Source organism: Polaribacter sp. 2305UL8-11 (assembly GCF_058147165.1).
The window spans coordinates 80,743-105,136 of sequence record NZ_JBYVJW010000001.1 but is presented as its reverse complement, the minus strand read 5'-3'; the positions used below and the strand labels follow the sequence as shown (position 1 = coordinate 105,136).

General features: G+C 29.9%; 27 protein-coding genes. 8 read left to right on the top strand and 19 right to left on the bottom strand.

Going from position 1 to position 24,394, the window contains the following annotated elements:
- Positions 1–35 precede the first annotated feature (35 nt).
- The 4 genes from ACY2RW_RS00430 to ACY2RW_RS00415 all read right to left on the bottom strand — a co-directional run bounded on the left by ACY2RW_RS00430 (position 36) and on the right by ACY2RW_RS00415 (position 2,967).
- Positions 36–1,250 (bottom strand): aminotransferase class V-fold PLP-dependent enzyme, encoded by a 1,215-nt coding sequence (locus ACY2RW_RS00430; protein ID WP_490120713.1) that lies wholly within the window; start codon positions 1,248–1,250, stop codon positions 36–38.
- A 72-nt stretch (positions 1,251–1,322) separates the two neighbouring features.
- Positions 1,323–1,592, bottom strand: a complete 270-nt coding sequence (locus ACY2RW_RS00425) for a hypothetical protein (RefSeq protein WP_490120712.1) — start codon at positions 1,590–1,592, stop codon at positions 1,323–1,325.
- 5 nt (positions 1,593–1,597) lie between these two features.
- The gene (locus ACY2RW_RS00420; protein ID WP_490120711.1) at positions 1,598–2,182 is read right to left on the bottom strand and encodes a hypothetical protein; all 585 of its coding nucleotides are present in this window, start codon (positions 2,180–2,182) and stop codon (positions 1,598–1,600) included.
- Entirely contained in the window at positions 2,182–2,967 is a 786-nt protein-coding gene (locus ACY2RW_RS00415; RefSeq protein ID WP_490120710.1) for a hypothetical protein, read from the bottom strand. The genes ACY2RW_RS00420 and ACY2RW_RS00415 overlap by 1 nt, the downstream gene beginning before the upstream one ends.
- Positions 2,968–3,120: 153 nt before the next feature.
- Between ACY2RW_RS00415 and ACY2RW_RS00410 the strand changes: the two genes are divergently transcribed.
- On the top strand, positions 3,121–4,440 hold the full coding sequence (locus tag ACY2RW_RS00410) for a serine hydrolase domain-containing protein (protein ID WP_490120709.1): 1,320 nt from the start codon (positions 3,121–3,123) through the stop codon (positions 4,438–4,440).
- A gap of 151 nt (positions 4,441–4,591) precedes the next feature.
- Here ACY2RW_RS00410 and ACY2RW_RS00405 read toward each other — a convergent pair whose 3' ends face one another.
- The 10 genes from ACY2RW_RS00405 to ACY2RW_RS00360 form a co-directional block, all read right to left on the bottom strand.
- Positions 4,592–4,795 carry a hypothetical protein gene (locus tag ACY2RW_RS00405; protein WP_490120708.1) on the bottom strand — a complete coding sequence of 68 codons (204 nt, stop codon included), beginning with the start codon at positions 4,793–4,795 and terminating at the stop codon, positions 4,592–4,594.
- 95 nt (positions 4,796–4,890) lie between these two features.
- Positions 4,891–6,204 (bottom strand): Fe-S cluster assembly protein SufD, encoded by a 1,314-nt coding sequence (gene sufD / locus ACY2RW_RS00400; protein WP_490120707.1) that lies wholly within the window; start codon positions 6,202–6,204, stop codon positions 4,891–4,893.
- Positions 6,205–6,354: 150 nt separating this feature from the next.
- The gene (sufC, locus tag ACY2RW_RS00395) at positions 6,355–7,104 is read right to left on the bottom strand and encodes a Fe-S cluster assembly ATPase SufC (RefSeq protein WP_490120706.1); all 750 of its coding nucleotides are present in this window, start codon (positions 7,102–7,104) and stop codon (positions 6,355–6,357) included.
- Between the two features lie 31 nt (positions 7,105–7,135).
- Complete coding sequence (locus ACY2RW_RS00390; protein ID WP_490120705.1) at positions 7,136–7,975, bottom strand: N-acyl homoserine lactonase family protein; 840 nt, start codon at positions 7,973–7,975, stop codon at positions 7,136–7,138.
- A 99-nt stretch (positions 7,976–8,074) separates the two neighbouring features.
- Complete coding sequence (sufB, locus tag ACY2RW_RS00385; protein WP_490120704.1) at positions 8,075–9,523, bottom strand: Fe-S cluster assembly protein SufB; 1,449 nt, start codon at positions 9,521–9,523, stop codon at positions 8,075–8,077.
- Positions 9,524–9,571: 48 nt separating this feature from the next.
- Positions 9,572–9,901 (bottom strand): HesB/IscA family protein, encoded by a 330-nt coding sequence (locus tag ACY2RW_RS00380; protein ID WP_490120703.1) that lies wholly within the window; start codon positions 9,899–9,901, stop codon positions 9,572–9,574.
- A gap of 106 nt (positions 9,902–10,007) precedes the next feature.
- Positions 10,008–11,024 (bottom strand): cytochrome-c peroxidase, encoded by a 1,017-nt coding sequence (locus tag ACY2RW_RS00375; protein WP_490120702.1) that lies wholly within the window; start codon positions 11,022–11,024, stop codon positions 10,008–10,010.
- 81 nt (positions 11,025–11,105) lie between these two features.
- On the bottom strand, positions 11,106–11,867 hold the full coding sequence (locus ACY2RW_RS00370; protein ID WP_490120701.1) for an MbnP family protein: 762 nt from the start codon (positions 11,865–11,867) through the stop codon (positions 11,106–11,108).
- Positions 11,864–13,201 carry a hypothetical protein gene (locus ACY2RW_RS00365; protein WP_490120700.1) on the bottom strand — a complete coding sequence of 446 codons (1,338 nt, stop codon included), beginning with the start codon at positions 13,199–13,201 and terminating at the stop codon, positions 11,864–11,866. The genes ACY2RW_RS00370 and ACY2RW_RS00365 overlap by 4 nt, the downstream gene beginning before the upstream one ends.
- 7 nt (positions 13,202–13,208) lie before the next feature.
- Entirely contained in the window at positions 13,209–14,423 is a 1,215-nt protein-coding gene (locus ACY2RW_RS00360; RefSeq protein WP_490120699.1) for a choice-of-anchor B family protein, read from the bottom strand.
- A gap of 160 nt (positions 14,424–14,583) precedes the next feature.
- Here ACY2RW_RS00360 and thiL point away from each other — a divergent pair, with 160 nt between their 5' ends.
- Complete coding sequence (thiL, locus tag ACY2RW_RS00355) at positions 14,584–15,633, top strand: thiamine-phosphate kinase (protein ID WP_490120698.1); 1,050 nt, start codon at positions 14,584–14,586, stop codon at positions 15,631–15,633.
- A gap of 181 nt (positions 15,634–15,814) precedes the next feature.
- On the opposite strand, the gene ACY2RW_RS00350 is transcribed toward thiL, so the two are convergent.
- Positions 15,815–16,606 carry an alpha/beta fold hydrolase gene (locus tag ACY2RW_RS00350; RefSeq protein ID WP_490120697.1) on the bottom strand — a complete coding sequence of 264 codons (792 nt, stop codon included), beginning with the start codon at positions 16,604–16,606 and terminating at the stop codon, positions 15,815–15,817.
- Positions 16,607–16,650: 44 nt separating this feature from the next.
- On the opposite strand from ACY2RW_RS00350, the gene brnQ reads away from it, so the two are divergent.
- A complete protein-coding gene (brnQ, locus tag ACY2RW_RS00345; RefSeq protein WP_490120696.1) occupies positions 16,651–17,931 on the top strand; it encodes a branched-chain amino acid transport system II carrier protein in 1,281 nt (426 codons plus the stop codon).
- Between the two features lie 169 nt (positions 17,932–18,100).
- On the opposite strand, the gene ACY2RW_RS00340 is transcribed toward brnQ, so the two are convergent.
- Complete coding sequence (locus ACY2RW_RS00340; protein ID WP_490120695.1) at positions 18,101–18,685, bottom strand: Crp/Fnr family transcriptional regulator; 585 nt, start codon at positions 18,683–18,685, stop codon at positions 18,101–18,103.
- Positions 18,686–19,007: 322 nt separating this feature from the next.
- Here ACY2RW_RS00340 and ACY2RW_RS00335 point away from each other — a divergent pair, with 322 nt between their 5' ends.
- From ACY2RW_RS00335 to ACY2RW_RS00315, 5 genes are all read left to right on the top strand, one after another.
- On the top strand, positions 19,008–19,847 hold the full coding sequence (locus ACY2RW_RS00335; RefSeq protein ID WP_490120694.1) for a helix-turn-helix domain-containing protein: 840 nt from the start codon (positions 19,008–19,010) through the stop codon (positions 19,845–19,847).
- A 62-nt stretch (positions 19,848–19,909) separates the two neighbouring features.
- Positions 19,910–20,584 (top strand): DUF4386 domain-containing protein, encoded by a 675-nt coding sequence (locus ACY2RW_RS00330; RefSeq protein ID WP_490120693.1) that lies wholly within the window; start codon positions 19,910–19,912, stop codon positions 20,582–20,584.
- 286 nt (positions 20,585–20,870) lie between these two features.
- Positions 20,871–21,185, top strand: coding sequence for a thioredoxin (gene trxA / locus ACY2RW_RS00325; protein WP_490120692.1), 315 nt, complete (start codon positions 20,871–20,873; stop codon positions 21,183–21,185).
- A 386-nt stretch (positions 21,186–21,571) separates the two neighbouring features.
- Positions 21,572–22,120, top strand: coding sequence for a carboxymuconolactone decarboxylase family protein (locus ACY2RW_RS00320; protein ID WP_490120691.1), 549 nt, complete (start codon positions 21,572–21,574; stop codon positions 22,118–22,120).
- A gap of 62 nt (positions 22,121–22,182) precedes the next feature.
- Positions 22,183–22,572 (top strand): cupredoxin domain-containing protein, encoded by a 390-nt coding sequence (locus ACY2RW_RS00315; protein WP_490120690.1) that lies wholly within the window; start codon positions 22,183–22,185, stop codon positions 22,570–22,572.
- A 61-nt stretch (positions 22,573–22,633) separates the two neighbouring features.
- On the opposite strand, the gene ACY2RW_RS00310 is transcribed toward ACY2RW_RS00315, so the two are convergent.
- Genes ACY2RW_RS00310 through ACY2RW_RS00300 form a run of 3 tightly spaced genes read right to left on the bottom strand, consistent with a single transcriptional unit; the run spans position 22,634 to position 24,354 of the window.
- Positions 22,634–23,206 (bottom strand): hypothetical protein, encoded by a 573-nt coding sequence (locus ACY2RW_RS00310; protein ID WP_490120689.1) that lies wholly within the window; start codon positions 23,204–23,206, stop codon positions 22,634–22,636.
- A 4-nt stretch (positions 23,207–23,210) separates the two neighbouring features.
- Positions 23,211–23,795 carry a hypothetical protein gene (locus ACY2RW_RS00305; RefSeq protein ID WP_490120688.1) on the bottom strand — a complete coding sequence of 195 codons (585 nt, stop codon included), beginning with the start codon at positions 23,793–23,795 and terminating at the stop codon, positions 23,211–23,213.
- Between the two features lies 1 nt (position 23,796).
- Entirely contained in the window at positions 23,797–24,354 is a 558-nt protein-coding gene (locus ACY2RW_RS00300) for a YceI family protein (protein ID WP_490120687.1), read from the bottom strand.
- Between the last annotated feature and the right edge of the window lie 40 nt (positions 24,355–24,394).

Genomic DNA, 24,394 nt, shown 5'->3' with positions numbered 1-24,394 from the left:
AGCCTCTTTTTGTTTTATTTAGATTTTAAAAAGAATTAAGAAAGCATCATTACTGCTCTTTTAACACCTTTTACTAAAACATCTATTTCTTCTTTGGTGTTGTAAAATGAAAACGAAGCTCTAATTGTTCCAGGAATTTTATAGAAATCCATAATGGGTTGTGCACAATGATGTCCAGTTCTTACTGCAATGCCTAATTTGTCTAAAATAGAACCAATGTCATAAGGATGAATTTCATCAACATTAAAAGAAATTACAGCTGTTTTTTTTGCAGTTGTTCCGTAAATTTTTAAGCCTTCTATTTTTAATAATTCTTGGGTTGCATATTGTAAAAGTGTGTCTTCATACTTTGCAATTTCATTAAAACCAATTGTATTCATATAATCTATTGCTGCTCCAAAAGCGATTCCACCACAGATGTTTGGTGTTCCAGCTTCAAATTTATGAGGCAAACCAGCATAAGTTGTTTTTTCAAAAGAAACGGTTTCTATCATTTCTCCTCCTCCTTGATATGGAGGTAATTTCTGCAACCATTCTTCTTTACCATATAAGATTCCAACTCCTGTTGGTCCACACAATTTATGAGCAGAAGCCACATAAAAATCTACATTTAAAGCTTGTACATCTGGTTTTATATGTGGTGTTGCTTGGGCACCATCTATTAAAACAGCAGCACCAAAATTATGAGCAATCTCAATGATTTTTTCAATAGGATTTATGGTTCCTAAAGCATTAGAAACATGATTGCAAAAAACTAATTTTGTTTTTTTATTTACTAATTTATGATAGATTTCCATGTCTAAAGAACCATCCAATTTCATTGGAATAACCTTTAAAACTGCACCAGTTTTTTCGCACAACATTTGCCAAGGCACAATGTTAGAATGATGTTCTAAAGCAGAAACAATAATTTCATCACCTTCTTTTAAAAGAGCAGCAAAACCAGAAGCAACCATATTAATACTATGAGTTGTACCAGATGTTAAAATAATTTCGTAAGCTTTTTTTGCATTAAAATGTTGTTGAATTTTAATACGAGCTTCTTCATATTTATCTGTAGCTTCTTGGCTTAAAGTATGTACACCTCTATGAATATTTGCATTATAATTACTATAATAATCTACAATAGTATCTATAACCACTTGAGGTGTTTGTGAGGTTGCAGCATTATCAAAATACACCAAAGGTTTTCCGTGAACTGTTCTTTTTAGAATAGGAAAGTCTTTTCTAATTTTATCAACATGAATCATACAAATCATTTTAAAACACAAAGATAAACCTTGATTTTTTAAACTTATAGAAATGATGATAAGATTTTGTTATTACACTACTTTCGAAACTAATTTTACTAAAAACCCAACTCCATTTTTAATGTTAGAGATAGAATTTGCTTTTTCGTTATTAGACAATGCAGCATTATTAATTTCTTTTAAAACCGATAAAGCGTCTTTATTACTAATATTACTTTCAGAAATAAACGTATCAATTTCAGAGGTTTTTAAGCTTGTTAAACCAGCTAATTGGGTTTTAAATTCGGCATCTGTTTGAGAAGCTGCTTTTTCTGCTAAAGCATTCCAATCGATATCACTCATCGTTTTTATTTTATAATTTGTTCGACTTTTAATAATTTTCCCATTCCTAAACCTGTTTTGTTTAGTAAACTATCCATTTTGCTTTCTATTTGTTTAAAATTCAATTTATTTCCTGTTAGTTGATTGATAGCAGATAAAGCATTCTCTTCTGCATCTTTTACTTTTACAGCAGAATTAATAATGTTTTGTAACGAAGAAGTTGCTTTAGCATAAGTAATAAAATTTGTGTTTAAACTTGAAACTATTTTTTGCTGTTGATTCAATAATAAATCTTGTAAAGAGTCTCTTTTTCTATTGATAACAGGAATAATCGCTTCAATAATATTTGGCAACTCCTTTTTATAATCTACATCTGCAGGTAATAAATTTTGATATTTTTTAATAACAGCAGGTGTGTATTTGGTGGTGATAAAATTGTTTAAACGCGCTCTTCTTTCTGTAAATAATTGATTGACCAAAGAGATGTTTAATTGATGCATTGCATCACCCTCATCAATCACACTTTTAGAGAGTTTTGCTGTAGAGTTGGGCAAACCTGCACAAGACAAGAAAAAAACTGTTATAAACAATAAAATTAGGTTTTTATACATTAGTTGGATGGATTAGAAATTAGAAAAATATTTTTAATTCTGTTGATGATTCCTTGTAAAATACTAAAAATTGCATCCGAAGAAAAACCACCCACTAAAGCCAAAACACTTTTATTAAACAAATTAATTTTTTGAGGATCTGTAGTATAAAAAGCAATAATTTCTGACATAATTAAACCTGCAATAATCCCTAAAATGATTTGAGATAAGTAAGAAATTGCATTCTCTGGTATTAAAGAACCATTTTTTAAGGAGGTACTTACATCTTTTAGCAAATAAAATAATACTCCCAAGCCAGCAATAGAACTTAAATAAACAATGTTTAATAAAAGTGGAATCCCACTATTTTCCATTATTCCTTTGTCTAAAGAATCGTTATTCACCTCTGTTGTCATTCCTGTTGCGATGTATGCAACTAAAAAAAATAATGCCAATAAAATTAAATTTCTAAGTAAGGGAAGCTTGTTAAAAATGGACTTTTCATTACTTTCTTGATTGAGTTGTTTTGTAAAACGAATAGATTTTGGAGTAGCAGGCGCAACATTTTTACACAACAAATTGTGTGCGTTAATCAAATCATCAACATTACTGTTTTGAATTAAAGCATTTACATCAGTATTCACTGTAATTCCGTTATAAACCGCAAACGAAAGCATGCTATTAATTTCTTTGCTTAGTTCTGTAATAACCTCTTCAGAAATTCCAGGAATCAACTTTTTTGTAGCAGTTTTTTTAGTTGTTGTTGCGTTTGTTGTTGATTTTGAGTTGGGAGATGTTGTTGCCATAATTTTTAGTTGATTAAAAACGATTTATAAAACTATTAAAATCAGAGGTTTATGATTAGAGAAGAAAACCGTGATTTTAGAATCAAGTAATTTTACGTACTTAAAAAGAATGATATTTAAATTGATTATTTTTACTGAACTAAATATGTTTCTATGAAAATTTTTAAACGAATTTTACTGTTATTATTGGTTCTAATTATTGTAGTAGTAGCTTACAATTATCCAAAACTGAATATTTTATCAGGCTATTCTGCAAAAAACACTGCATCTTCTGTATTTGTTGCAGGGAGAACTTTAGAATTTACAGATACCACAGATAATAATTTTTCTCCTGTTAACTTGGCTTCAGATGAAGTAGATTTAAAAAAGAAAATAGCAACATCATCAGCTTTTGGTTTACTTACCAGAAAAGCAGTTTTTAGAAAAGGTTTGGGCAGTGTTTTAACCTTAACAGACGAAGATGAAACTGCTAATTATTTAGTTCCTAAAAGATTAAAGCCAGATAATTCTACACCTTTTCCTTATGGAAATGGCCCTCAAAAAGATACTGTTTTTGCAAATATCAATTATAATCAACTAAAAACGGCTATAGATACTTTGTTTCGAAAAAGAAACAAATCAAGAGCAGTTGTTGTTATTTACAAGGATCAAATTATTGCAGAAAAATATGCTGATGGTTTTCATAAAGAATCTAAAATATTAGGTTGGTCCATGACCAAAAGCATTTTAAGTACCGTTTTTGGAGTTTTACAACATCAAGGAAAATTAAATGTAAATAACAAAGCTCCCATTGAATCTTGGCAAAATGATGAACGAAAAAACATCACCATTAATAATTTATTGCAAATGAATTCTGGTTTAGAATGGGATGAAAATTATGACGAAATTTCTGATGCTACAAAAATGCTCTTTTTAGAAAGAGATATGACCAAAATGCAAGAAAATAAACCTTTGGTTGGCAAGCCTAATGAAACTTTTAATTACTCTTCAGGAACCACAAATTTATTATCAGGAATTTTAAGAAAACAGTTTACAACACACCAAGAATACTTAGATTTTTGGTATACTAATTTTATTGATAAAATAGGAATGAACTCTATGGTCTTAGAAGCCGATTTAAGCGGAAATTACGTAGGTTCTTCCTACTCTTGGGCAACAGCAAGAGATTGGGCAAAATTTGGGCTTTTATACCTACATAATGGAAATTGGAATGGAACACAACTTTTTACAAAAGATTGGGTAGATTATGTAACTACTCCAACACCAACTTCTAATGGAACTTATGGAGCGCAATTTTGGTTAAATGCAGAACAACAGTTTAAAGATGTACCTAAAAGCATGTATTTTGCAGATGGCTATCAAGGACAAAGAGTTTATATTTTACCAGACCAAGAAATGGTTATTGTACGTTTTGGTTTGTCTTGGTTTAAAGAAAATGAGTTTTTAAGAGCGGCTATTGCTGCTGTTGAGTAAAGTTTTTTTACGTTGTTGTATAAGAAAAGTAGCAGATAAAAAATGCTTTTATTTTTAGTGAGGGAAAAAATGTCCATTCTAAAGAAAAAAAATAATGGACACAAAAAAACCTCTCAAAAAGAGAGGTTTTAAAATAGTAGTTTTTTGTCTATTAACTTTTTCCTTTCACTAAGCCTAAAGCTAAAGCAACAACACCTATTGCAATAGTAATATAAGAATTTGTGTTGTCTTGTGCTTTTACCAAATCTACATCTCCAATAGAAACTTGTGCTTCTGGTTGAATCATAGTGTAAATTCCGTAAATTATTAATACAATTCCTGCAATTAATAATACTGTTTTGATAGTTTTGTTCATAATGTTAGTTTTTATAAAGTTAGTGATTTTTAACAAAACTAAAAAAATGAGACAATTTGCTTTAACTCTTATCACAAAAGAGTTAACTTATTTACCTACAAATCAAACCCAATATTTACACCTAATTTATTGGCAATAATTTTTGCAATTCTTTGTTTTACTTCTGGTATTTTAACACTTTCTAAAACCGTATTTGCAAAAGCAAACATTAATAGTGCTTTTCCTTCTTTTTCTGGAATTCCACGTTGTTGCATGTAAAATAATGCATCATCATCTAATTGACCAATGGTACAACCATGAGAACATTTTACATCATCAGCAAAAATTTCTAGTTGAGGCTTTGCATTAATGGTAGCTTTATCACTAATTAAAACATTGTTGTTTTGTTGATATGCATTTGTTTTCTGTGCCTCTTTTTCTACAATAACTTTACCATTAAAAACTCCTGTAGAACGTGCATCGTAAATACCTTTATAATCTTGATGAGACTCACAATTTGGAGTAATATGATGCACTAAAGTATGATGGTCTACATGCTGTTTACCCTCAATAATGGTAATTCCTTTTAAGATAGAATCTATGTATTCTCCTTTCTGATAAAAGTTTAAATTATTTCTGGTGATATTTCCTCCAAAAGAAAAAGTATGTACAGAAACAACACTGTTAGATTGTTGTTCTATATAAGAATTATCTACTAAAGATGCATTAATATCATCATTCTGAATTTTATAATAATCTACAAAAGCTCTTTTATCTGCAAAGATTTCTGTAACAGCATTTGTTAGCACAGGATTGTTATTTAAACTTTGATGACGCTCTATAATTTGCACATGAGAATTCTCATCAACAACAACTAAACTTCTAGGTTGCAACATGGTTGCAGTTTCAGAACCTGTTGTAAAATGAAGAATTTGAATTGGCTTTTCTACTTCAGTATTTTTAGGAATATGAATGTAAGCTCCTTCTGATGCAAATGCCGTGTTTAAGGATGTTAAATTATCTTGATTTGCAATTTTATTGAAGTAATTGTCAATTACAGCTTTGTATTTAGATTTTGTTAAAGCAGAAGACATTAAACAAACATCTATTTTATCATGCGTAGTTTCAGATAAAAAAGAACTGTATTTACCATCTATAAAAACAATTTTATAGGTATCTATATCATGAATAAAATACTTTTTTACATCTGCTAATTCTATAGCATTTTCTTTATTTGGAAAAATACTATAATCTTGCTTTAAAACTGAGTTTAAAGAAGTGTATTTCCAAGCTTCTAATTTTTTGGTAGGAAAACCTAACTCCTCGAAGTTTTGAAGTGCTTTTGAACGAATTTCATGAATATCTGAATTTGTATCTACACGATTTTCAAAAGCTACATAAGAGGATACTAATTTATCTTTTAATTCCATTTTTTTTTTAGTCTTCAGTACTCAGTCTTCAGTTGGCAGTCATTAGCATTATGCTTGTATAACTTATAAGGAAAGAATACTTTTTAAAATTTGAGTTATTTAATCTTGAGTGAGCTACTGCCTACTGTAGACTGAATACTGCCTACTATTTTAAACAAGCTCTTGCTTAATCCAATCATACCCTTTTGCTTCTAACTCTAAAGCTAAAGAAGCATCACCAGATTTTACAATTTTACCATCATGTAAAACGTGCACAAAATCTGGAACGATATAATCTAATAAACGTTGATAATGTGTAATTACAATAACTGCATTATCTTTCGATTTTAGTTTGTTTACTCCGTTTGCAACAATTCTTAAAGCATCTATATCTAAACCAGAATCAGTTTCATCTAAAATGGCTAATTTTGGCTCTAACATTGCCATTTGAAAGATTTCGTTACGCTTTTTTTCTCCACCTGAAAAACCTTCGTTTAAAGAACGCGATAAAAATTTACGGTCTATTTCTAGTAATTCTGATTTTTCACGAATTTTCTTTAACATATCCTTAGCAGGCATATCTTCTAAACCTTTTGCTTTACGAGTTTCGTTAATGGCAGTTTTTATAAAGTTGGTTACAGAAACTCCAGGGATTTCTACAGGATACTGGAAAGATAAGAAAACTCCATTATGTGCTCTTTCTTCTGGAGCTAACTCACTAATATCTTCACCATTTAATTCTATAATTCCGTCAGTAACCTCATACTCTTCTTTACCAGCAATAATGTTAGCAAGTGTGCTTTTTCCTGCTCCATTAGGCCCCATAATTGCATGAACTTCTCCAGCATTTACTTCTATATTCAATCCTTTTAAGATTGCTTTCCCGTCAATTTCTGCGTTTAAATTTTCTATTTTTAACATTGTTTTTAAGCTATTTGCTTTAAGCTTTATGCTATAAGCTATTTAGTAATTTCTTTAATTTTTCGTAATCTTTTGGAGAATGTTGTATGATAACTTCTGCATTTTTTTCTTTGGCAAAAGCCTCAAACTTATCCATACTTTCTAAGGTTTGTTTTACATCATAATTGAAAGAAGGAACTCCTTTATTTGTTCTGTTTTCTTCAAAGTGATATAAATCTCCTGTTAATAAAATTGGTTTTTCTAAACCAGAAACTTCAACATATAAAACTTGATGACCAATGGTATGACCTGGCATGTATTTGATAACTACTGTTCCATCATCAAAAACATCATAATCTCCATTTATTTTTTTTACATTTTTTAACTCAGCAACTGCAGGATTTTTAGTTTTTAAAGTGTCTCCTAAAACCGAATTGTATTCGTTTTCTTGCACAATCCAAGTTGCATTTTTCATGTAATTTGCATGTCCTGTATGATCAAAATGCGAATGAGACATTGCAAAATATTTAAAATCTTCAATTTTAAAACCAATCGATTTTAATTGATTTGCCAAAGAATCTGGTCTTTGAATTCTAAAAACGCCACTTGGCTCATCAAAAGGTTCTGGTACTACCAATTGTTCTGGTAAACCTGCATCCCACATTAAGTTTCCTTTTGGATGAGAAATTACATAGTATGCATCTGTAAATTGCTTTGTTTGTCCTGTATAAGTAGTGTCTTGAGAAAAAACTTCTAATTTTTTTACAAAAATTGAACCTCCCACTAATTGGTGTAATTTTACTTTTGGTTTCGAAGTTTCTTCAACCTTTTTTTCTGTTTTTTTACAGCTTACAATGCTAATTGCAAGGAATAAGAAGAATATTTTTTTCATTTACTTTACTTTATTCCTGCAAGGTCTTTTTTTTGACCTTGTAGGTATTTCATTTCTTTTTTTACCTACAAGGTTTTTAAAACCTTGCAGAAAGATTTTTTATCCTACAGAACCTTCTAAAGAAATTTCCAATAATTTTTGAGCTTCAACAGCAAATTCCATTGGTAATTTATTTAGTACTTCTTTGCTAAAACCATTTACAATTAAAGCGATTGCTTTTTCGGTATCAATTCCACGTTGATTACAGTAAAATAATTGGTCTTCACCAATTTTACTGGTAGTTGCTTCGTGTTCTATTTGAGCCGATTTATTTTTTACTTCGATATATGGAAACGTGTGTGCTCCACATGCATTTCCCATCAACAAAGAATCGCATTGAGAGAAATTACGCGCATTTTCTGCTCTCGAATTAATCTGAACCAAACCTCTGTAAGAATTTTGAGATTGACCTGCAGAAATTCCTTTAGAAATAATGGTTGACTTGGTGTTTTTACCCAAATGAATCATTTTAGTTCCAGTATCTGCTTGTTGATGATTATTAGTTACTGCAATCGAGTAAAATTCGCCCACAGAATTGTTTCCTTTTAACACACAAGAAGGATACTTCCAAGTTACAGCAGAACCAGTTTCTACTTGTGTCCAAGAAATTTTTGCATTGTTTTCGCACAAACCTCTTTTGGTCACAAAATTATAAACACCACCTTTTCCTTCTTTATTTCCAGGATACCAGTTTTGTACAGTTGAGTATTTAATTTCTGCATCGTCCATTGCAATCAATTCTACAACAGCTGCATGTAATTGATTTTCGTCTCTACTTGGTGCTGTACAACCTTCTAAATAAGAAACATAACTGCCTTTATCTGCAACTACTAAAGTTCTTTCAAATTGTCCTGTTCCACCTTCGTTAATTCTAAAATAAGTAGATAATTCCATTGGACATTTTACGCCTTTTGGAATGTAACAGAAAGATCCGTCAGAAAAAACTGCCGAATTTAACGCTGCATAAAAATTGTCTGTAGTTGGAACTACTGTTCCTAAATACTTTCTCACCAATTCTGGGTGTTCTTGAATTGCTTCCGAAATTGGCATAAAAATAATACCTTTTTCGCCTAATGTTTTCTTAAAAGTTGTAGCAACAGAAACAGAATCCATTACAATATCTACAGCAACATTGGCTAGTTTTTTTTGTTCGTCAATAGAAATTCCTAAACGCTTAAAAGTGTCTAGTAATTCTGGATCTACCTCATCTAAAGAGTTTAATTTAGGTTTCTTTTTAGGAGCAGAATAGTAAGCAATATCTTGGAAATTAGGTTTTTCATAATTCACATTTGCCCAATCTGGTTCTTCCATTTGCTCCCAAACTCTGTAAGCTTCTAAACGCCATTCAGTCATCCATTCTGGTTCGTTTTTCTTTTTAGAAATTGCGCGAACAACATCTTCATTTAAACCAACAGGAAATGTATCACTTTCTATATCTGTATAAAACCCATATTTATATTCTTGGGTTTTTAATTCTTCTTCTAATTGTTCTTCAGTATATTTACTCATAAGTTTTTTTCTTTTTTGCTTTTTCCTTTGGGAATGTTGGGATACAATTTAGAGTGAAAATGATTCTCCACAACCACATGTTCTATTAGCATTTGGGTTGTTAAAAACAAATCCTTTTCCGTTTAAACCACCAGAATATTCTAAAGTAGTTCCTACTAAATATAAAAAGCTCTTTTTATCTACGATGATTTTTACATCATTTTCTTCAAAAACTTTATCATTTTCTTCTTTCTTGTTATCAAAAGTCAAATCATAAGATAAGCCTGAACAACCACCACTTTTAACGCCAACTCTTACAAAATCTTTTGTAACGTCAAAACCGTCATCAGACATTAATTCTGTGACTTTCTTTTTTGCTGTGTCTGAAACTTTTATCATAATTTTAAATAGATTAAATCTAAATTGTGTGCAAATATACGACATAAGTCGAAGATAAACAGTAAACTTTCATTATGAAACCTAATAAAACAATTGGTTTTATCGATTATTCTTGAAAAGTAGGATTGTTAACAAAATCGAAATCTGAAAGAGATAATAAAAAGGCTTTTAAATCGGCTTTGTCTTTTGCAGATAGTTTTATTCCTCCCTGATTTACTTTCTTCATTAAAGGGTCTATTGTTGAGGATGATTTTAGCCCTTCTGAATAATGATTGATAACCTCTTCTATAGTTGCAAAACGACCATCATGCATATAGGGTGCTGTAAAAGCTAAATTTCTAATTGATGGCGACTTGAATTTTCCATTATCATTTGGGTCTCCAGTAATTTTTCCTAAACCGAGGTCTGTAAAAGTGGCATCTAAACCATTGTTATGAAACTTATTATCTGTCCAAAGTGGATTGTTGTCACTACCATGACAATGGAAACAATCGCCTTTTGCTTCGTCCATAAAAACGTTGAATCCGTTTTCTTCTTCTTGGGTTAAAGTTGCTTTTCCTAAAAGGAATTTATCAAATTTAGAATTGCCAGATATTAATGTTCTTTCAAATTGAGCAATTGCTTTTGTTACGAGTGTAGAGTCTATTTTTTGGGTTCCAAAAGCTTGCATAAAAAGTGTTGGATATTCTGGATGGTTTTGTAGTTTTTTCTCAACATCAACCCATTTAGAATGCATTTCAATTGGATTTGAAACTGGTTCAAACGCTTGTTTTTCTAAACTAAAATCTTTTCCATCCCAAGTAAAACGTTCATCGAAATTCCAAGTTAAGTTGAATAAAGGCATTGCATTTCTTGTTCCAAAATTACCATTAATACCATCACTAAATTGCTGACTATCTGTAAATGCATTTTTAGGATTGTGACAAGTTGCACAAGATTGAGTTCCATTTCCAGAAAGAATTTTATCAAAAAATAGTTTTTTTCCGAGTGCAACACCTTCAACTGTTAATGGATTGTTGGTTGGAATTAATGGTGCAATTAATTTATCAGCAAAAAGTTGTGGAATTTCTATATTATATGGAATTGGTTTATAGACTTCCTCTTCTTTTGATGCACAATTCATCAGAAGGATAAAAGAGAGAAGAAAGATTGATATTTGCTTCATATTTAAGATTTCTCCATAAAGTCGAAATAACAAATTAGCTTACTGATTTATTTCACCCAAAGAAAAAACCGATTTACCATTTGCATTCATCATTTTTTGAGCTTCAAAATTTGGCATTAAAACTGTATTTAATTTATTTAAATCCCAAGTATTTGGGTTTTTAAACCATTCTGCAATATTTACTTTAACTGTAATTTCTGCACTGTTAATAATACCTAAAGTGCCTAAATCAACTTCAAAAGAAGTGTCTTGAAATTTTAAGTTATTAGGATTAGAATTGTCTACAGCTCTAATTGCATGGTAATTAAAATTTGCATCTTGGTTGTTTGTATTTTTGTATTTTCCATCAAATTGCATATAATGATAACCACCACCTAACATTCCAGGAACTCCAAAATTTGCAGTATTTAAATCTTGATAAATTCCATCTTGGTTATCTACATTCGTAAAACCAAATGTAAATTTTAATTGATAACTGCCAGCTGTAATTTTTGCTGGTAAATCTAAAGTTAACCCTTTTTCTTCTCCAATATTAATGAGGTTATAATCAGTAAAAGTAAAAACTTCATCACCATTTACAAGCATGATATTAGAGAGTACATACCTTAAACGAACGATGCTTATTGTTTCTCCATTTAGATTGGTAAACTTAAAATTATTAAAGTCTGAGGATGATATAGGAACTTTGTCCCAATGATGTGTAAATTTTAATTTTATCTGAATATTTTTATCTATCTCTGTACCATCGTTACAAGAAAGAAAAGAGATTAAAACAATAAGGATATAGATATATTTTTTCATTTTTCTTTCAATTTTATAATTAAGGCATCTGTAAAACCTTTGTTTTCTTGTATATCTTTATCTGCACTGCTACTCTCTCCTACTGTTATTATTGAGTTGTTTGTTATTTCTGCAATGCTGTATAGAAAATCAATTTGAGAGCCTCCAATGGTTTTTTGCCATAATAATTTTCCATTGGCATCAATTTTTAAAATTAAGGCGTCATTTTGTCCTTTGCTATTAAAACCATTATCTAAACTTCTAGAACTACCTGCAATTAAAAAGCTATTGTCTTGTGTTTTGGTAATAGCTCTTGCCACATCAAAACTTGCTCCACCATACGTTTTTTCCCAAATAACATCTCCATTTGGACTTATTTTTACAACCCAAACATCTGCAGCACCAAAATTTAATGCAATGTCTTTATCTGAGCTTCTAGTGTCTCCAACCACAATAAAATTACCATCATTTGTTGTGGTTATTGCTCTTGCTTCATCAATTTCTGAACCACCAAAGTTTTTTTCCCAAACCAAACTACCATTAGCAGCAATTTTTATCAGCCAAAAATCATACGTGCCTTTATTGTTTTTTATATTAAAATCTTTACTGTCTGATGAACCTGCAATTATAAATTTGTTTGTTGATGTTTCTACTATTCCCAAAGGTGTGTCTGTAAATGAACCCCCAAAATATTTACTCCATTCTAAATTACCTTTATGATCTGTTTTAATTGCCCAATAATCGCCTCCTGCGTGTTTTGTAGCTGTAGTTTTTGCATTTCCTTGTCCACCAGAAGCAGAAACATCTAAGACACCAGTTAAGAGAAATCCACCATTTTTAGTTTCTATTAAAGATGTACCATAATCTAATCCAGAAAAACCAAAAGTTTTCTCCCAAATAAGATTACCATTTGTATCAATTTTTATCAACCAAAAATCTTGAGAACCTGCATTTAAAGAAACGTCTAAATCGTTGCTTGTTGTATGACCTAATATCGCATAATTGCCATCATTGGTTTGTATAATAGCATTGGCTTTATCGTCTTTAGAACCTCCATACGTTTTTTGCCATTCTAAAGTGTTTTCCGAAGAAAATTTTGCCACCCAAAAATCGAAAGAAACATTTGTTTTAGTTACAATATCTCCATCATTGCTTTGTGTAAAACCAGCTGTGATATAACCTCCATCTTTAGTTTTTATTACACTGTTAAAAGCATCGTTTTTAGAACCTCCAAGTGTTTTAATAGATGTTGTTAATTTGACATCATCCATGTTTAAAAGAGGGATATTTAAGGTGTTTTCTTTGCTACAGTTTATGAAAAAAAATAGCCCAAAAAGAAGCCCATAATTTTTCATACAGATGTTAAGATTTGCTTTTTCTTATTACAAAAAAACCATTGTTAATATCACTAATAATGATATTTCCACTTGGAAAATATGGATATACATTCCAAGCACCATTAAAAGCTGTATTGTCATTTTTTGGATAAGTATCAAAAAAACCAACTTCTGTAAATTGTTTATTTTCTATGTTAGAAATATCAATAATTTTTACACCTGCTGTGTAATTTGCTTGGTAAAATAAGTTGCCTTTTACATAGCCATTATGATCTATAGCAGCTGTATTTCCTTCATAATCAAAATGATGAACTGGGTTGTCTAGGTCTGTAAAATCGAAAATGATGGTTCTTGTATTTACACCTTTGTCTCTTTCATCTAGCTCATCACCTAAAATAAAGTATTTAAAATCTTCAGTAAACCAACCTTGATGTGTATAACCAATATTGGTGTAAGAAATTGAAGATATTTTTTTGGGGTTATCTTTATCAGTTACATCTACAATAACAACTTCATTTTCGTTACTACCTATTAGAATTTCTTTATCTACATAATCTGTGTCTGGCCCTTTATAAGTTACTACTTGTGCATCGTGTGAATAAGCGCTCTCTGCATAACCACCAGCTTCTTTAGGTTTAAAAGGTGTATTTATGTCTACAAAATGAGGGCCACCAGAAAAGGTTTTTGTACCTACTACATAGGCAAAACCACTTTCTTCGTTAATTACAATATTGTGTGCGCTACCAAAACCTATATATTCTCTGTCAGAAACAAATTCTACAGGCGGGTTATTTACTTCTCTTAATTTAACCAGATTAAATAGCTGCATTCCATGACCATCAGCCTCACTAACTATATATGCAATTGAGTTGTGCACTTTTACATCTCTCCATGAACTGTTTACAGTTCTTGTTTTTAGTGTGCCTAAAATAACAGCTTCCTTTGGGTTGGTAATATCTATAAAAGTTACACCTTGGTTAGTACCCATTAAAGCATATTCTTTTTTTGTTATTGGATCTACCCAACCCCAGCAATCATTACCTCTAGTATCTGCGTTGCCAATTTCTTCTAAAGAAAAATGCGTTAGTAAATCATAATCTTTACAAGGGTATTCTCCTGCAAAACCGTTTTCACATTTTGCAATTGGATCTATAATTATTTGATTACCAGTATCAAAAACGTCGTTTTTAGAACAGCTAACCATTATTAAAACCAATAAAAAAAGACTCTTTTTAAACATAGAATTCTATTTTAAACTTACAGAAGTTACTTGTATAACGAATTTATTGATTTTTATTATGAGAACTACTTTATCAAAAATACTATTTTAATCGTAAAATAAATAAATATCTGTGTTAAAGTAATTCTGTATTTTTTTAGAATGTACCTATCTTTGCCAAATGTTAGAAGATAAAAATCAACAAAAAACGTCGTTGGCTGAACTTGGTGAGTTCGGTTTGATTAACCATATTACTCAATATTTTAAATTAAATCATACCAGTTCTATAAAAGGAGTTGGAGATGATGCAGCAGTTATAGATGCATCAGAAAAACAGACTTTAGTTACTACAGATTTGCTTATAGAAGGTGTGCATTTTGATTTAAGTTACATGCCACTAAAACATTTAGGTTACAAAGCTGTGATGGTAAATTTATCTGATGTGTATGCCATGAATGGAACAGCAGAACAAATTACAGTTTCTATTGCAGTTTCTAATCGTTTTCCTTTGGAAGCTATTGAAGAATTGTATGCAGGAATTCAGTTAGCTTGCAATACTTATAAAGTTGATTTAATTGGTGGAGATACAACCTCTTCTACAAAAGGAATGTTAATTTCTGTAACTGCAATTGGTAAAGCAGATAAAGCAGATGTTGTTTATAGAAATGGCGCAAAAGAAACCGATTTAATTGTAGTTTCTGGAGATTTAGGAGCTGCATATTTAGGTTTACAAGTTTTAGAAAGAGAGAAACAAGTTTTTAAAGTAGACCCAAATAATCAGCCAGATTTAGACAATTACACCTATTTAATTGAACGTCAATTAAAGCCTGAAGCTCGTAAAGATGTTGCTGGCATTTTAAAAGAATTAGAAGTGAAACCCACTGCTATGATTGATATTTCTGATGGACTTTCTTCAGAACTTTTTCATATTTGTACACAAAGCAAAGTAGGTTGTAAAATTTACGAAGATAAATTGCCTTTAGACCCACAAGTAATATCTACTTGTGAAGAATTTGAACTAGATTCTACTATGGTTGCTTTAAGTGGAGGTGAAGATTATGAGCTTTTATTTACAGTGCCAATTGCAGATTTTGACAAAGTAAAAGACAATCCTAATTTTTCTATTGTAGGGCATATAACTGCTGAAAATCAAGGATTAAATTTAGTAACTAGAGCTAACCAAGAAATTGAGTTGAAAGCTCAGGGTTGGAATAGTTTGAAAGAAGATTAACAGAAATATATAAACTTATAAGAAGAGGCTGTCTGAAAAGTCAAAAAATTAACTATTTGTCATGTTAAGATTATCAGTTTGACATACTTACCTACTTTTCAGACGGCCTCTTTATTTTTTAGAATGGTTCATTTAATGTTTAAAATCAAAAGTTAAGAGAAGTTAGCTTTTTTACAGAAAGTCAAGTACAACAACTCTTCAAAAAACTTTTTAAAGCTAAAATCAACTCCTCTTTATTTTCAATATGGCTCATGTGTCCTTGAGAAAGTAAGGCATAACTTATATTGTTATTTTTAGCGTAAGAAATCATTTTATCAGCATTAACAATCCAATCTTTTTTGCCAAGAATTATCATCTTTTTAAAAGTAGCTTTTGTAAAAAATGACTCATAATTATCACGAAGAATCATGCCTTCATTTGCTGCTATATAGCCTTGAACAGGTGTTTTTAATGCTTCTTTTATAGCTATTTCAATTTCATCTTTAAAAAGGGTGTTACTTTCTTTACTAAATAAATTTATAAAAGACATTCTTACCAAATTTTGGTAATTATTTTGCGCCATTTTGTTGGCTCTTTTACGCAGTTGTTTTCGCTCATTATCATCTTGCTCAAAAGTTGAATTTAATAAACACAACCCTTTAATATTTTTGGTAAAAAGTTTCGCAAAAGCCAAGGCAACATAACCACCCATAGAATGACCAATTAAGCAGTATTTTCTTAAACGTAAGCTTCTCAAAACAAAGTAAACCATTTCTGCTTGCTCTTTCATTGTATGAGTGTAACCCAAACAATCCGTTTTTCCATGACCTAATAAATCAATAGAAATTATTCTGTTTCTTTTAGAAATTTCTGGTATGATGTCTTTCCACATTGTAGCGTTTTCTAAAAAACCGTGAATTAAAACCACAGCAGTTCCTTTTCCAACATCAGAAAAAGAAATATTTGCATTTTTAAAAGTGATTGATTTTTGCATCGCACAAAAATATGTATATTTCAAGAATAAAAATCAACCAATTAATGAACAAAACAAAAGAAATTTGGATTGCAGGTTTTGCACTCTTTTCACTCTTTTTTGGAGCAGGAAATCTAATTTTACCACCAAGTTTAGGTGCAAAAGCAGGGTTAGATTGGTGGATTGTAGTGTTGGGTTTTGTAACCACAGCAGTAACCATACCTATTTTGGCAATTTTTGCGCATGCTAAATTACAAGGAACTTTATACGATTTTGGTAAAAAAGTATCACCGCTTTTTAGTACAGTTTATTGTTTGTTAATTTATGTAATTGCTATAGCCATTCCATCACCTAGAACAGCAGCAGTAACTCATGAAATGACTGTGCAACCTTTCTTTGACACAGAACCAATAATAACCAGCATTATTTACTTTGTGTTGGTCTTTCTGTTCGCCATAAACAGGTCTAGAGTAATTGGTTTAATAGGTAAGTTTTTAACACCAATTATTGTGTTAATTTTATTGATAATTATAGGAATTGCAACGTTTACTTCATCTGGTACTATAACTCCATCAACTTTTGCAACTCCTTTTGTAGATGGTATTTTAGAAGGCTATCAAACGTTTGATGCTATTGGAGGTGTTGTAGTTGGTGCTGTAATTATCATTTCATTAAATTATAGCAGCCACACCACTTTTGATGCCAAGAGAAACCTAATTCGAAAAGCAGGATTAATTGCAGGAACAGGTTTGTTATTAATTTATGGAGGATTAATTTTAAGTGGATCATTATTAGCATCCACATTTACAGAAGAAGCCTCAAGAACAGAAATTCTAACAAGTTTAAGTACACAAACTTTAGGTAATTTAGGAACCTCTTTTTTAAGTGTTTTAGTAGCTTTAGCGTGTTTTACAACTGCAGTTGGTATTGTAACAGGAACCGCAGATTATATTAAAGGAGTTTGTAAAGAATCACAAAAAGCATACATTATTACTGCAGCAATAGCATCTATTATTGGAATTATTGTAGGAAGTTATCAAGTAGATTTTATCATTACACTAGCAGTACCAGCTTTAATGTTTTTGTACCCAATAACTATTGTGTTGATTTTGTTAAATATTGTACCTGAAAAATATGCATCAAAAACGGTTTTTAGAACAGTGGTTTTGGTCACTTTTGTATTTAGCATTCCAGATTTTTTAGGCTTTATTATTCCTAGAGAAAACTTGACAGGAATTAAAAATATAATTCCATTGGCTAATTCTAGTTTAGGTTGGGTTTTACCTGCATTATTAACTTTTTTACTTGCTAATGCTAACGTTTTTTCTAATAAAAAACATCAGTAAATTAATTTAAAAGCCTTAAAATAAAAAAAGCGCAAGTAAACACTTACGCTTTTCTGCATAATTAATATGCTAGTATTGGGGGGTCATAAATTTTTAAAAGGGAGAATTTTAATTTAATTACAAACTTAAATTATTATCCACGAAAAAAAATTGATGTATGGTAAGAAATCTATTCTATAGAGGTGGTTTTGCGAATTCTACTCAAACTTTCTGTAGTAATTCCTAAATAAGAAGCAATGTGGTAGTTTTTAATACATTTTTCTATTTCTGGATAACTTGTTACAAATTTTATATATCTTTCTTTTGCAGGTTGGGATAAATAATCGAGAATTCTTTTTTGAAAACTAGCAAATGCTCTTTCCATTTTCTTTTTAAAAAAGGTTTCTATTTTTGGTATAGCTTCACAAAGGTAATCTGTATCTTTTTTAGAAAGTTTATATACAATTGCATCTTGAAGGCATTCAATACTCATTACAGATTTTTGGAAAGTGAAGAAAGAAATATAATCGCAAATCCACCAATCTTTAATAGCAAATTGGGTTGTATGGTCTTTGCCTAAATCGTTTACAAAAAACGATCTTAAACAACCACTATGCACATAATATTGATGATCAGCAAAAACTCCAGGAACCAAAATAACGTCTCCTTTTTTTAGTGACACTTTTTCAAACTTACTATTAATAAGTTGAATCTCTTTTTCTGAAAAAGAAATGTCTTTAAAAATTTCAGCTGCTATAGATGTTTCAGTATTCATTGTAAACTATCTAACATGATAACCACATTAGTTATTTGCTTTAAAGATAATCAAAAAGAAATGAAACCTTTTTGTAAGTTAATTTATAGGCTTGTAATTTCTGTTTTTTGGGGTTAGAATTTGATTTATAATAAAGTATTACAAATCTAAAATCCCAAAAGTCTCTGTGAAAGGTATAATTCTAATTATTTCGAATTTCTATGTCTCCTATTTTTTCCAAAATTCAAAGATGCAATTTATTTAATTTTGAAAAATATCATTTCTTTAATACATTAAAGGTTTTATTTATTTTTACGACCAACAAAGAAAAACCACACACAATTTGGCAGTCCAAGACATTACAAAATATTCTTTTAAAGACACTTTTTCAGTAAGTACAGTTCAGTTTGATAAAGCCTGTACCATAGATCATTCTGTGCAACAAAATGCGTACTCTATTTATTGGATTCAAGAAGGAAAAGGAACTTATAATATTGATTTTGAGCAATATAATTTTGAAGACAATGTGCTTTTTTTTCTATCTCCAGGACAAGTGTTTACAGTAGATTCTGAACAGATTAAAACTGCTTATAAACTTACTTTTGTAAGAGATTTTTACTGCATACAAACGCATGATAAAGAAGTGGCTTGTAATGGAATTCTCTTTAATAATATTTACGAAACGCCATTTGTAAAACCTTGCAAAAAAGACACTCAAAAACTACAATTTATTTTAGAGAGTTTAATTGAAGAATTTCAACAAAACGAAACAGCACAATATGATATGTTGCAGTCTTATTTAAAGCAATTTATTATTAATTCTGTTCGTGTTAAAAAGGAAAATCACGTTGTAAAAGAAGACACAGAAACCCGTCTTTTTAAAGATTTTAGTTTGTTGGTAGAGCAAAATTTTAAAACGCTACATGCAGTCACAGATTACGCAAATAGGCTAGGAGTATCACCAAAATCGATTACCAAACATTTTCAAAAAATGGGTACAAAAACACCTTCAGATTTTATTAAAAACCGTATTTTATTAGAAGCAAAACGCTTATTGATTTATACTGATAAAACAGTAAAAGAAATTGCTTTTGAACTCGGTTTTAACGATCCTGCATATTTTACGCGCTTTTTTACCAAAGCTATTTCAAAATCTCCATTGCAGTTTAAAAAAGAGTATTAAGCAACCATTTGCCAATGCTAAGCGTCTTTTAGGTTAGTACTAACCTTTAAAACCAACGAATCATGATTTTAATTAAAAAAATAAGCAAAATAAGTGGTTTTTTATTACTGTTTGTTTTTGTTTCTGGAGTAGCTATTTTTCAATTTTTACAAGGACCTTTTCTTTTTTCAGATAACTTTCTGACCTTAGCTTCAGAAAATTCAACTAGTATCATTTCTTCTACTATACTTGGAGTTTTTAACGGAATAGCCACAATAATAATAGCAGTAATTTTATTTCCTATTTTTAAAAAACAGCACGTTAATTTGGCTTATTTGTATCTCGCTTTTTGCTTGGTAAACTTTATTATGATGATGATTGATAATGTAAGTGTTTTATCTATGCTAGACATTAGTAAAGAGTATGTGAAAAATAAAGTTGCAGCCTCTAGTTACTTAAAAGTGATGGGAGTTTTAGCTTCTCAAAAACATTGGTGGACACATTATTTTTACCTTCTCATCTCTTGTTTTCCAGTTTTTGTGCTTTATGTTACTTTATATGTTTCAAAGTTAATTCCAAGAATTATATCAGGTTTTGGAATTTTTGCAGTTCTTTTGATGTTTGTACAGGTAATGTCTTCAATTTTTGGACATAGCATTAGTATAGATTTGCTATTACCTATGGGCTTAATTCAATTAACACTTCCTATTTGGTTATTGGTTAAAGGTTTAAAAACACCTAAGTCAGTGCTAGTTTAATTAATAATACTTTTTTATTAAAATTTATAAGAGGCTGTCTAAAAAGTAGTTAAGTGTGTCAAACTGAGCTTTTCGTCTTCGCTCAAGACAGGCTCAATATGACAAGTAATTAATTTCTTGACTTTTCAGACAGCCTCTTTTGTTTTCTATATTTTTTAAAACACCTAACAATATATCCTGTCCAAACAGTAGGAACTTTTGTCCATTTTTAAAGGTTGATGTTGGTTGCATCTTTGCAGTATCAAAAAAAAACAATAACGCTTTTACAGCATTAAAACAATAAAAAATGGAAACACAATTAGAACAAATAGATATAAAAAACATTATTGAAAACAACAATAATGTAATGTTAGATTTTTATGCAGATTGGTGTGGCCCTTGCCAAACTTTATTGCCAACTATTAACAAATTGGCAGATGAATTAAAAGAGGAGGTTATCATCAAAAAAGTAAATGTTGATGATTATCAAGAACTGGCTGCAGAATTTAGCATTAGAAATATACCAACACTTATTTTCTTTAAAGACGGAAAAGCAGTAGATAGACACACAGGATTACTATCAGAAAGAAATCTAAGACAAAAAATAGATAGATTAAAGTAAGTTTTTACACTGTCCAAACCAAAGGAACTTTTGTCCATTTTTAAAGGTCAAAGTCGGTTGCATCTTTGCAGAGTCAAACAGAATAAGTTATTTAATCAAAATATAAAATAAGAATTATGAAAACAATAGCAGAAACACAATGTCCAAACTGTTGGGGTTACCAAACTTATGATGAGCAAAACCCAGAACAACAAATTTGCACTTGTAAAAATTAGAAGTTATATAAAAAGAAAATGTAATTATCATTTTGAGCGCAGTCGAGAAATCTCAACTTCTTAAAACGATGATTCAAAAAAAGAAAATAAGTAAACAATAGTTAATAATAAGATGCTGAAAACAAGTTCAGCACAATTAAAAAAGTCCTGTTTGCAGCAGGCATTACAATTATGAGCACATTTAATGTACCAACAAAAAACGAAGTATCAGAAAACAATCAAGCAATTTTTAACCAACTAGAAAAAGGATTAGGTTTTGTACCTAATTTATATGCATCTTTTGCGCATAGCGAAACTGCATTGGGTAATTTTTTAGCTTTTGGAAACGCAAAAACAAGCTTTTCAGCAAAAGAAAAAGAAGTAATTAATTTAGCAGTAAGTCAAGTAAACGAATGCGTATACTGTTTGTCTGCACACACTGCAATTGGTAAAATGAATGGTTTTACAGAAGATCAAATTTTAGAATTAAGAACAGGAAATGCTTCTTTCGATTCAAAGTTAGACGCTTTAGCAAAATTTGCAAGAAGTGTTGCAGTAAATAGAGGAGCAGCAACACCAGAAACTGTTGAAAATTTTTATGCAGCTGGTTATACCAAAGGAAGCTTAGCAGATGCTATTTTATTAATTGGCGAAATTACCATTACCAATTATTTTCATAGAACAACAGAAGTACCTGTAGATTTTCCTGTAGCAAAAGTTGTAGAAGTAGCAACAGTATAAAAAGGTTTCTCGACTGCGCTCGAAATAACAAATTAATATATAAACATAAAACAATAGAAATAATGAAAAAAGTAATCGCAATTTTAGTAGTAGTAATGGGTTTTGCATTTAACGCAAATGCACAAGATAAAATGATGAAAAAAGAAAATGTAAAAACAGTTTCTTTAGAACAAACAAAAGGTGAGTTTACGCAGAAGCAAATCACTTTATCTGAAGGAACATACATTTTTGAAGTATCTAACAACAATGCTGCTCCAGAAGTAGGTTTGGTTTTAATAAAAGAAGGAAAAGACGGAGCCAATCCTAAAAACCATATAAAAAACGCTTATGTTTCTAAAATGGTAAAACATGGTAAAAAAGAATCTTCTAAAGAAGTAACACTAAAAAAAGGAACTTATAAATACTTTTGTCCTTTTAACAAAACACCAGAATATACTTTAATTGTAGAGTAGTTTTTAAATTTAGTTAGTTGTTAAAAAAGACGAACAGAATTGTTCGTCTTTTTTTATGCTTTTATTTCTCACAAAAGGCTTTGTCAAGTTCAATTTCTTCCAAGGTTTTCCAAATTTTATAATTCATGTTTTTTGGAGATAAACGAAAAACAATAACGTTTTTTTGCTTTTTTTTACAAAAGAACTGATCCCCTTTTATATGTACAGTAATTACTTTTCCTGTATGAAAACCGTCAAAAAAAGTCATTTCTCCTGTAAAGTTAGTTTTTGAGATTTTTTTAAATTTTACTTTTGGATCTGGAAAATCTTTAGCCCAATGATTTGGTTTCATTAAACCATTAAAATAATTTTTAATATTATTTTGTGTTTCTTTTATGTTAAATATAGATGTTGCATTTATTTTCCAAGCCATTACTAAAGACCAAAACTCATCACTTTTAGCATCTGACCATTTTGGAGAAAAACGAAGTTCTTCAAAACCTGTAACCTTTAAATCTGGAGCCCAATCTATGGGAAATTTAATAATTTCTTTTTTCCAGTTTTTGGTATTTTTTAGAATTGAAAGTTCTTTGGGTTCTTGAGATAAAATAATTGATGAAAAGAAACAAAAGATTATTAAATAGATACTTTTCATGCTCTTAATTTTTACAAAATTTATTTACCAATTCAATTTTATTTAAAGTTTTCCAAGTTTTATGATTGAATTCTTTTGGAGAAAAGGTAAACAATAAAACTGTTTTTTGTGATTTTTTACAATAATTACTTTCAATTTTCACATTTAAAACCAGCATTTTCTGAGTTGCAAAACGATCGAAAATAGTTGCTTTTCCTTCAAAAAAAGTGGTTGATTTTCTTGTTTTAATTTTCTTAACGAATGCTAATGATTTTTTAGGATTGCTAGAATCATTCATATCAATCTTATTTAAGCTATTAAAATATTTTATTAAATTAATAGACAATTCGTCTGCTTTTATTTTTCTATTTACATTTATGCTCCAAGCATATGTATAAGACCAAAAATTAGGATGCTCTGGTTTGATCCATCCTTTTGGCGGAAACCTTACTTCTCCTACACCAAGATAATCCATATTTCTGGCAGGAAAACGCAGCACTTCTTGCCCCCAAGTGGAATCTAGTTTTATTAAATTAAATTCATTTTTTTGTCCAAAAGAAATATTAGACCAAATTGTGAAGAGTATAATTAGGATATTCTTTTTCATCATTTTATAATTTTATTGAAACTTCAAAACCAATAGCATCAGAAATTGCACCGTCTTTAAACTTACTTTCATAATTAACATTCCATTTTTTTCTATCAATTTTAAAACGTGTTTTCATTTCTTTTTCTTTATAATCAAACTTTGCTTGAAAGTTAATTGATTTTGTAATTCCTTTCATCGTTAAATCTGCCTCTAATCTTGCACTTGTTTTATTATGATATTCAACTTTTGTTATTTTTAAAGTTGACAAAGGAAATTTCTGAACATCAAAAAAATCTTCTTTCTTTAAATGGTCTACTAAATTATCTTTACCTACTTTTTCTTCAATATCTGTATTTGTAATCGAATTCATGTCGATAATAAATTCCCCACCAGTAATTACGTTATTTTCTTTGATAAAATAACCTTTTTTAAAATTGATAAATCCATCATGTCCACCAAAATAAAAGGTGTATTCTCCAATCCATTTTATACTACTTTTTTGAATGTTGATTGGTAATTTTTCTTGGGAAAAAGAAACGTTGATAGATAGAATTGTGATTGCAATTAATATTTTTTTCATTTTTTTTAGTTTTAATGATTATTGAGTAAAACTATTTTTA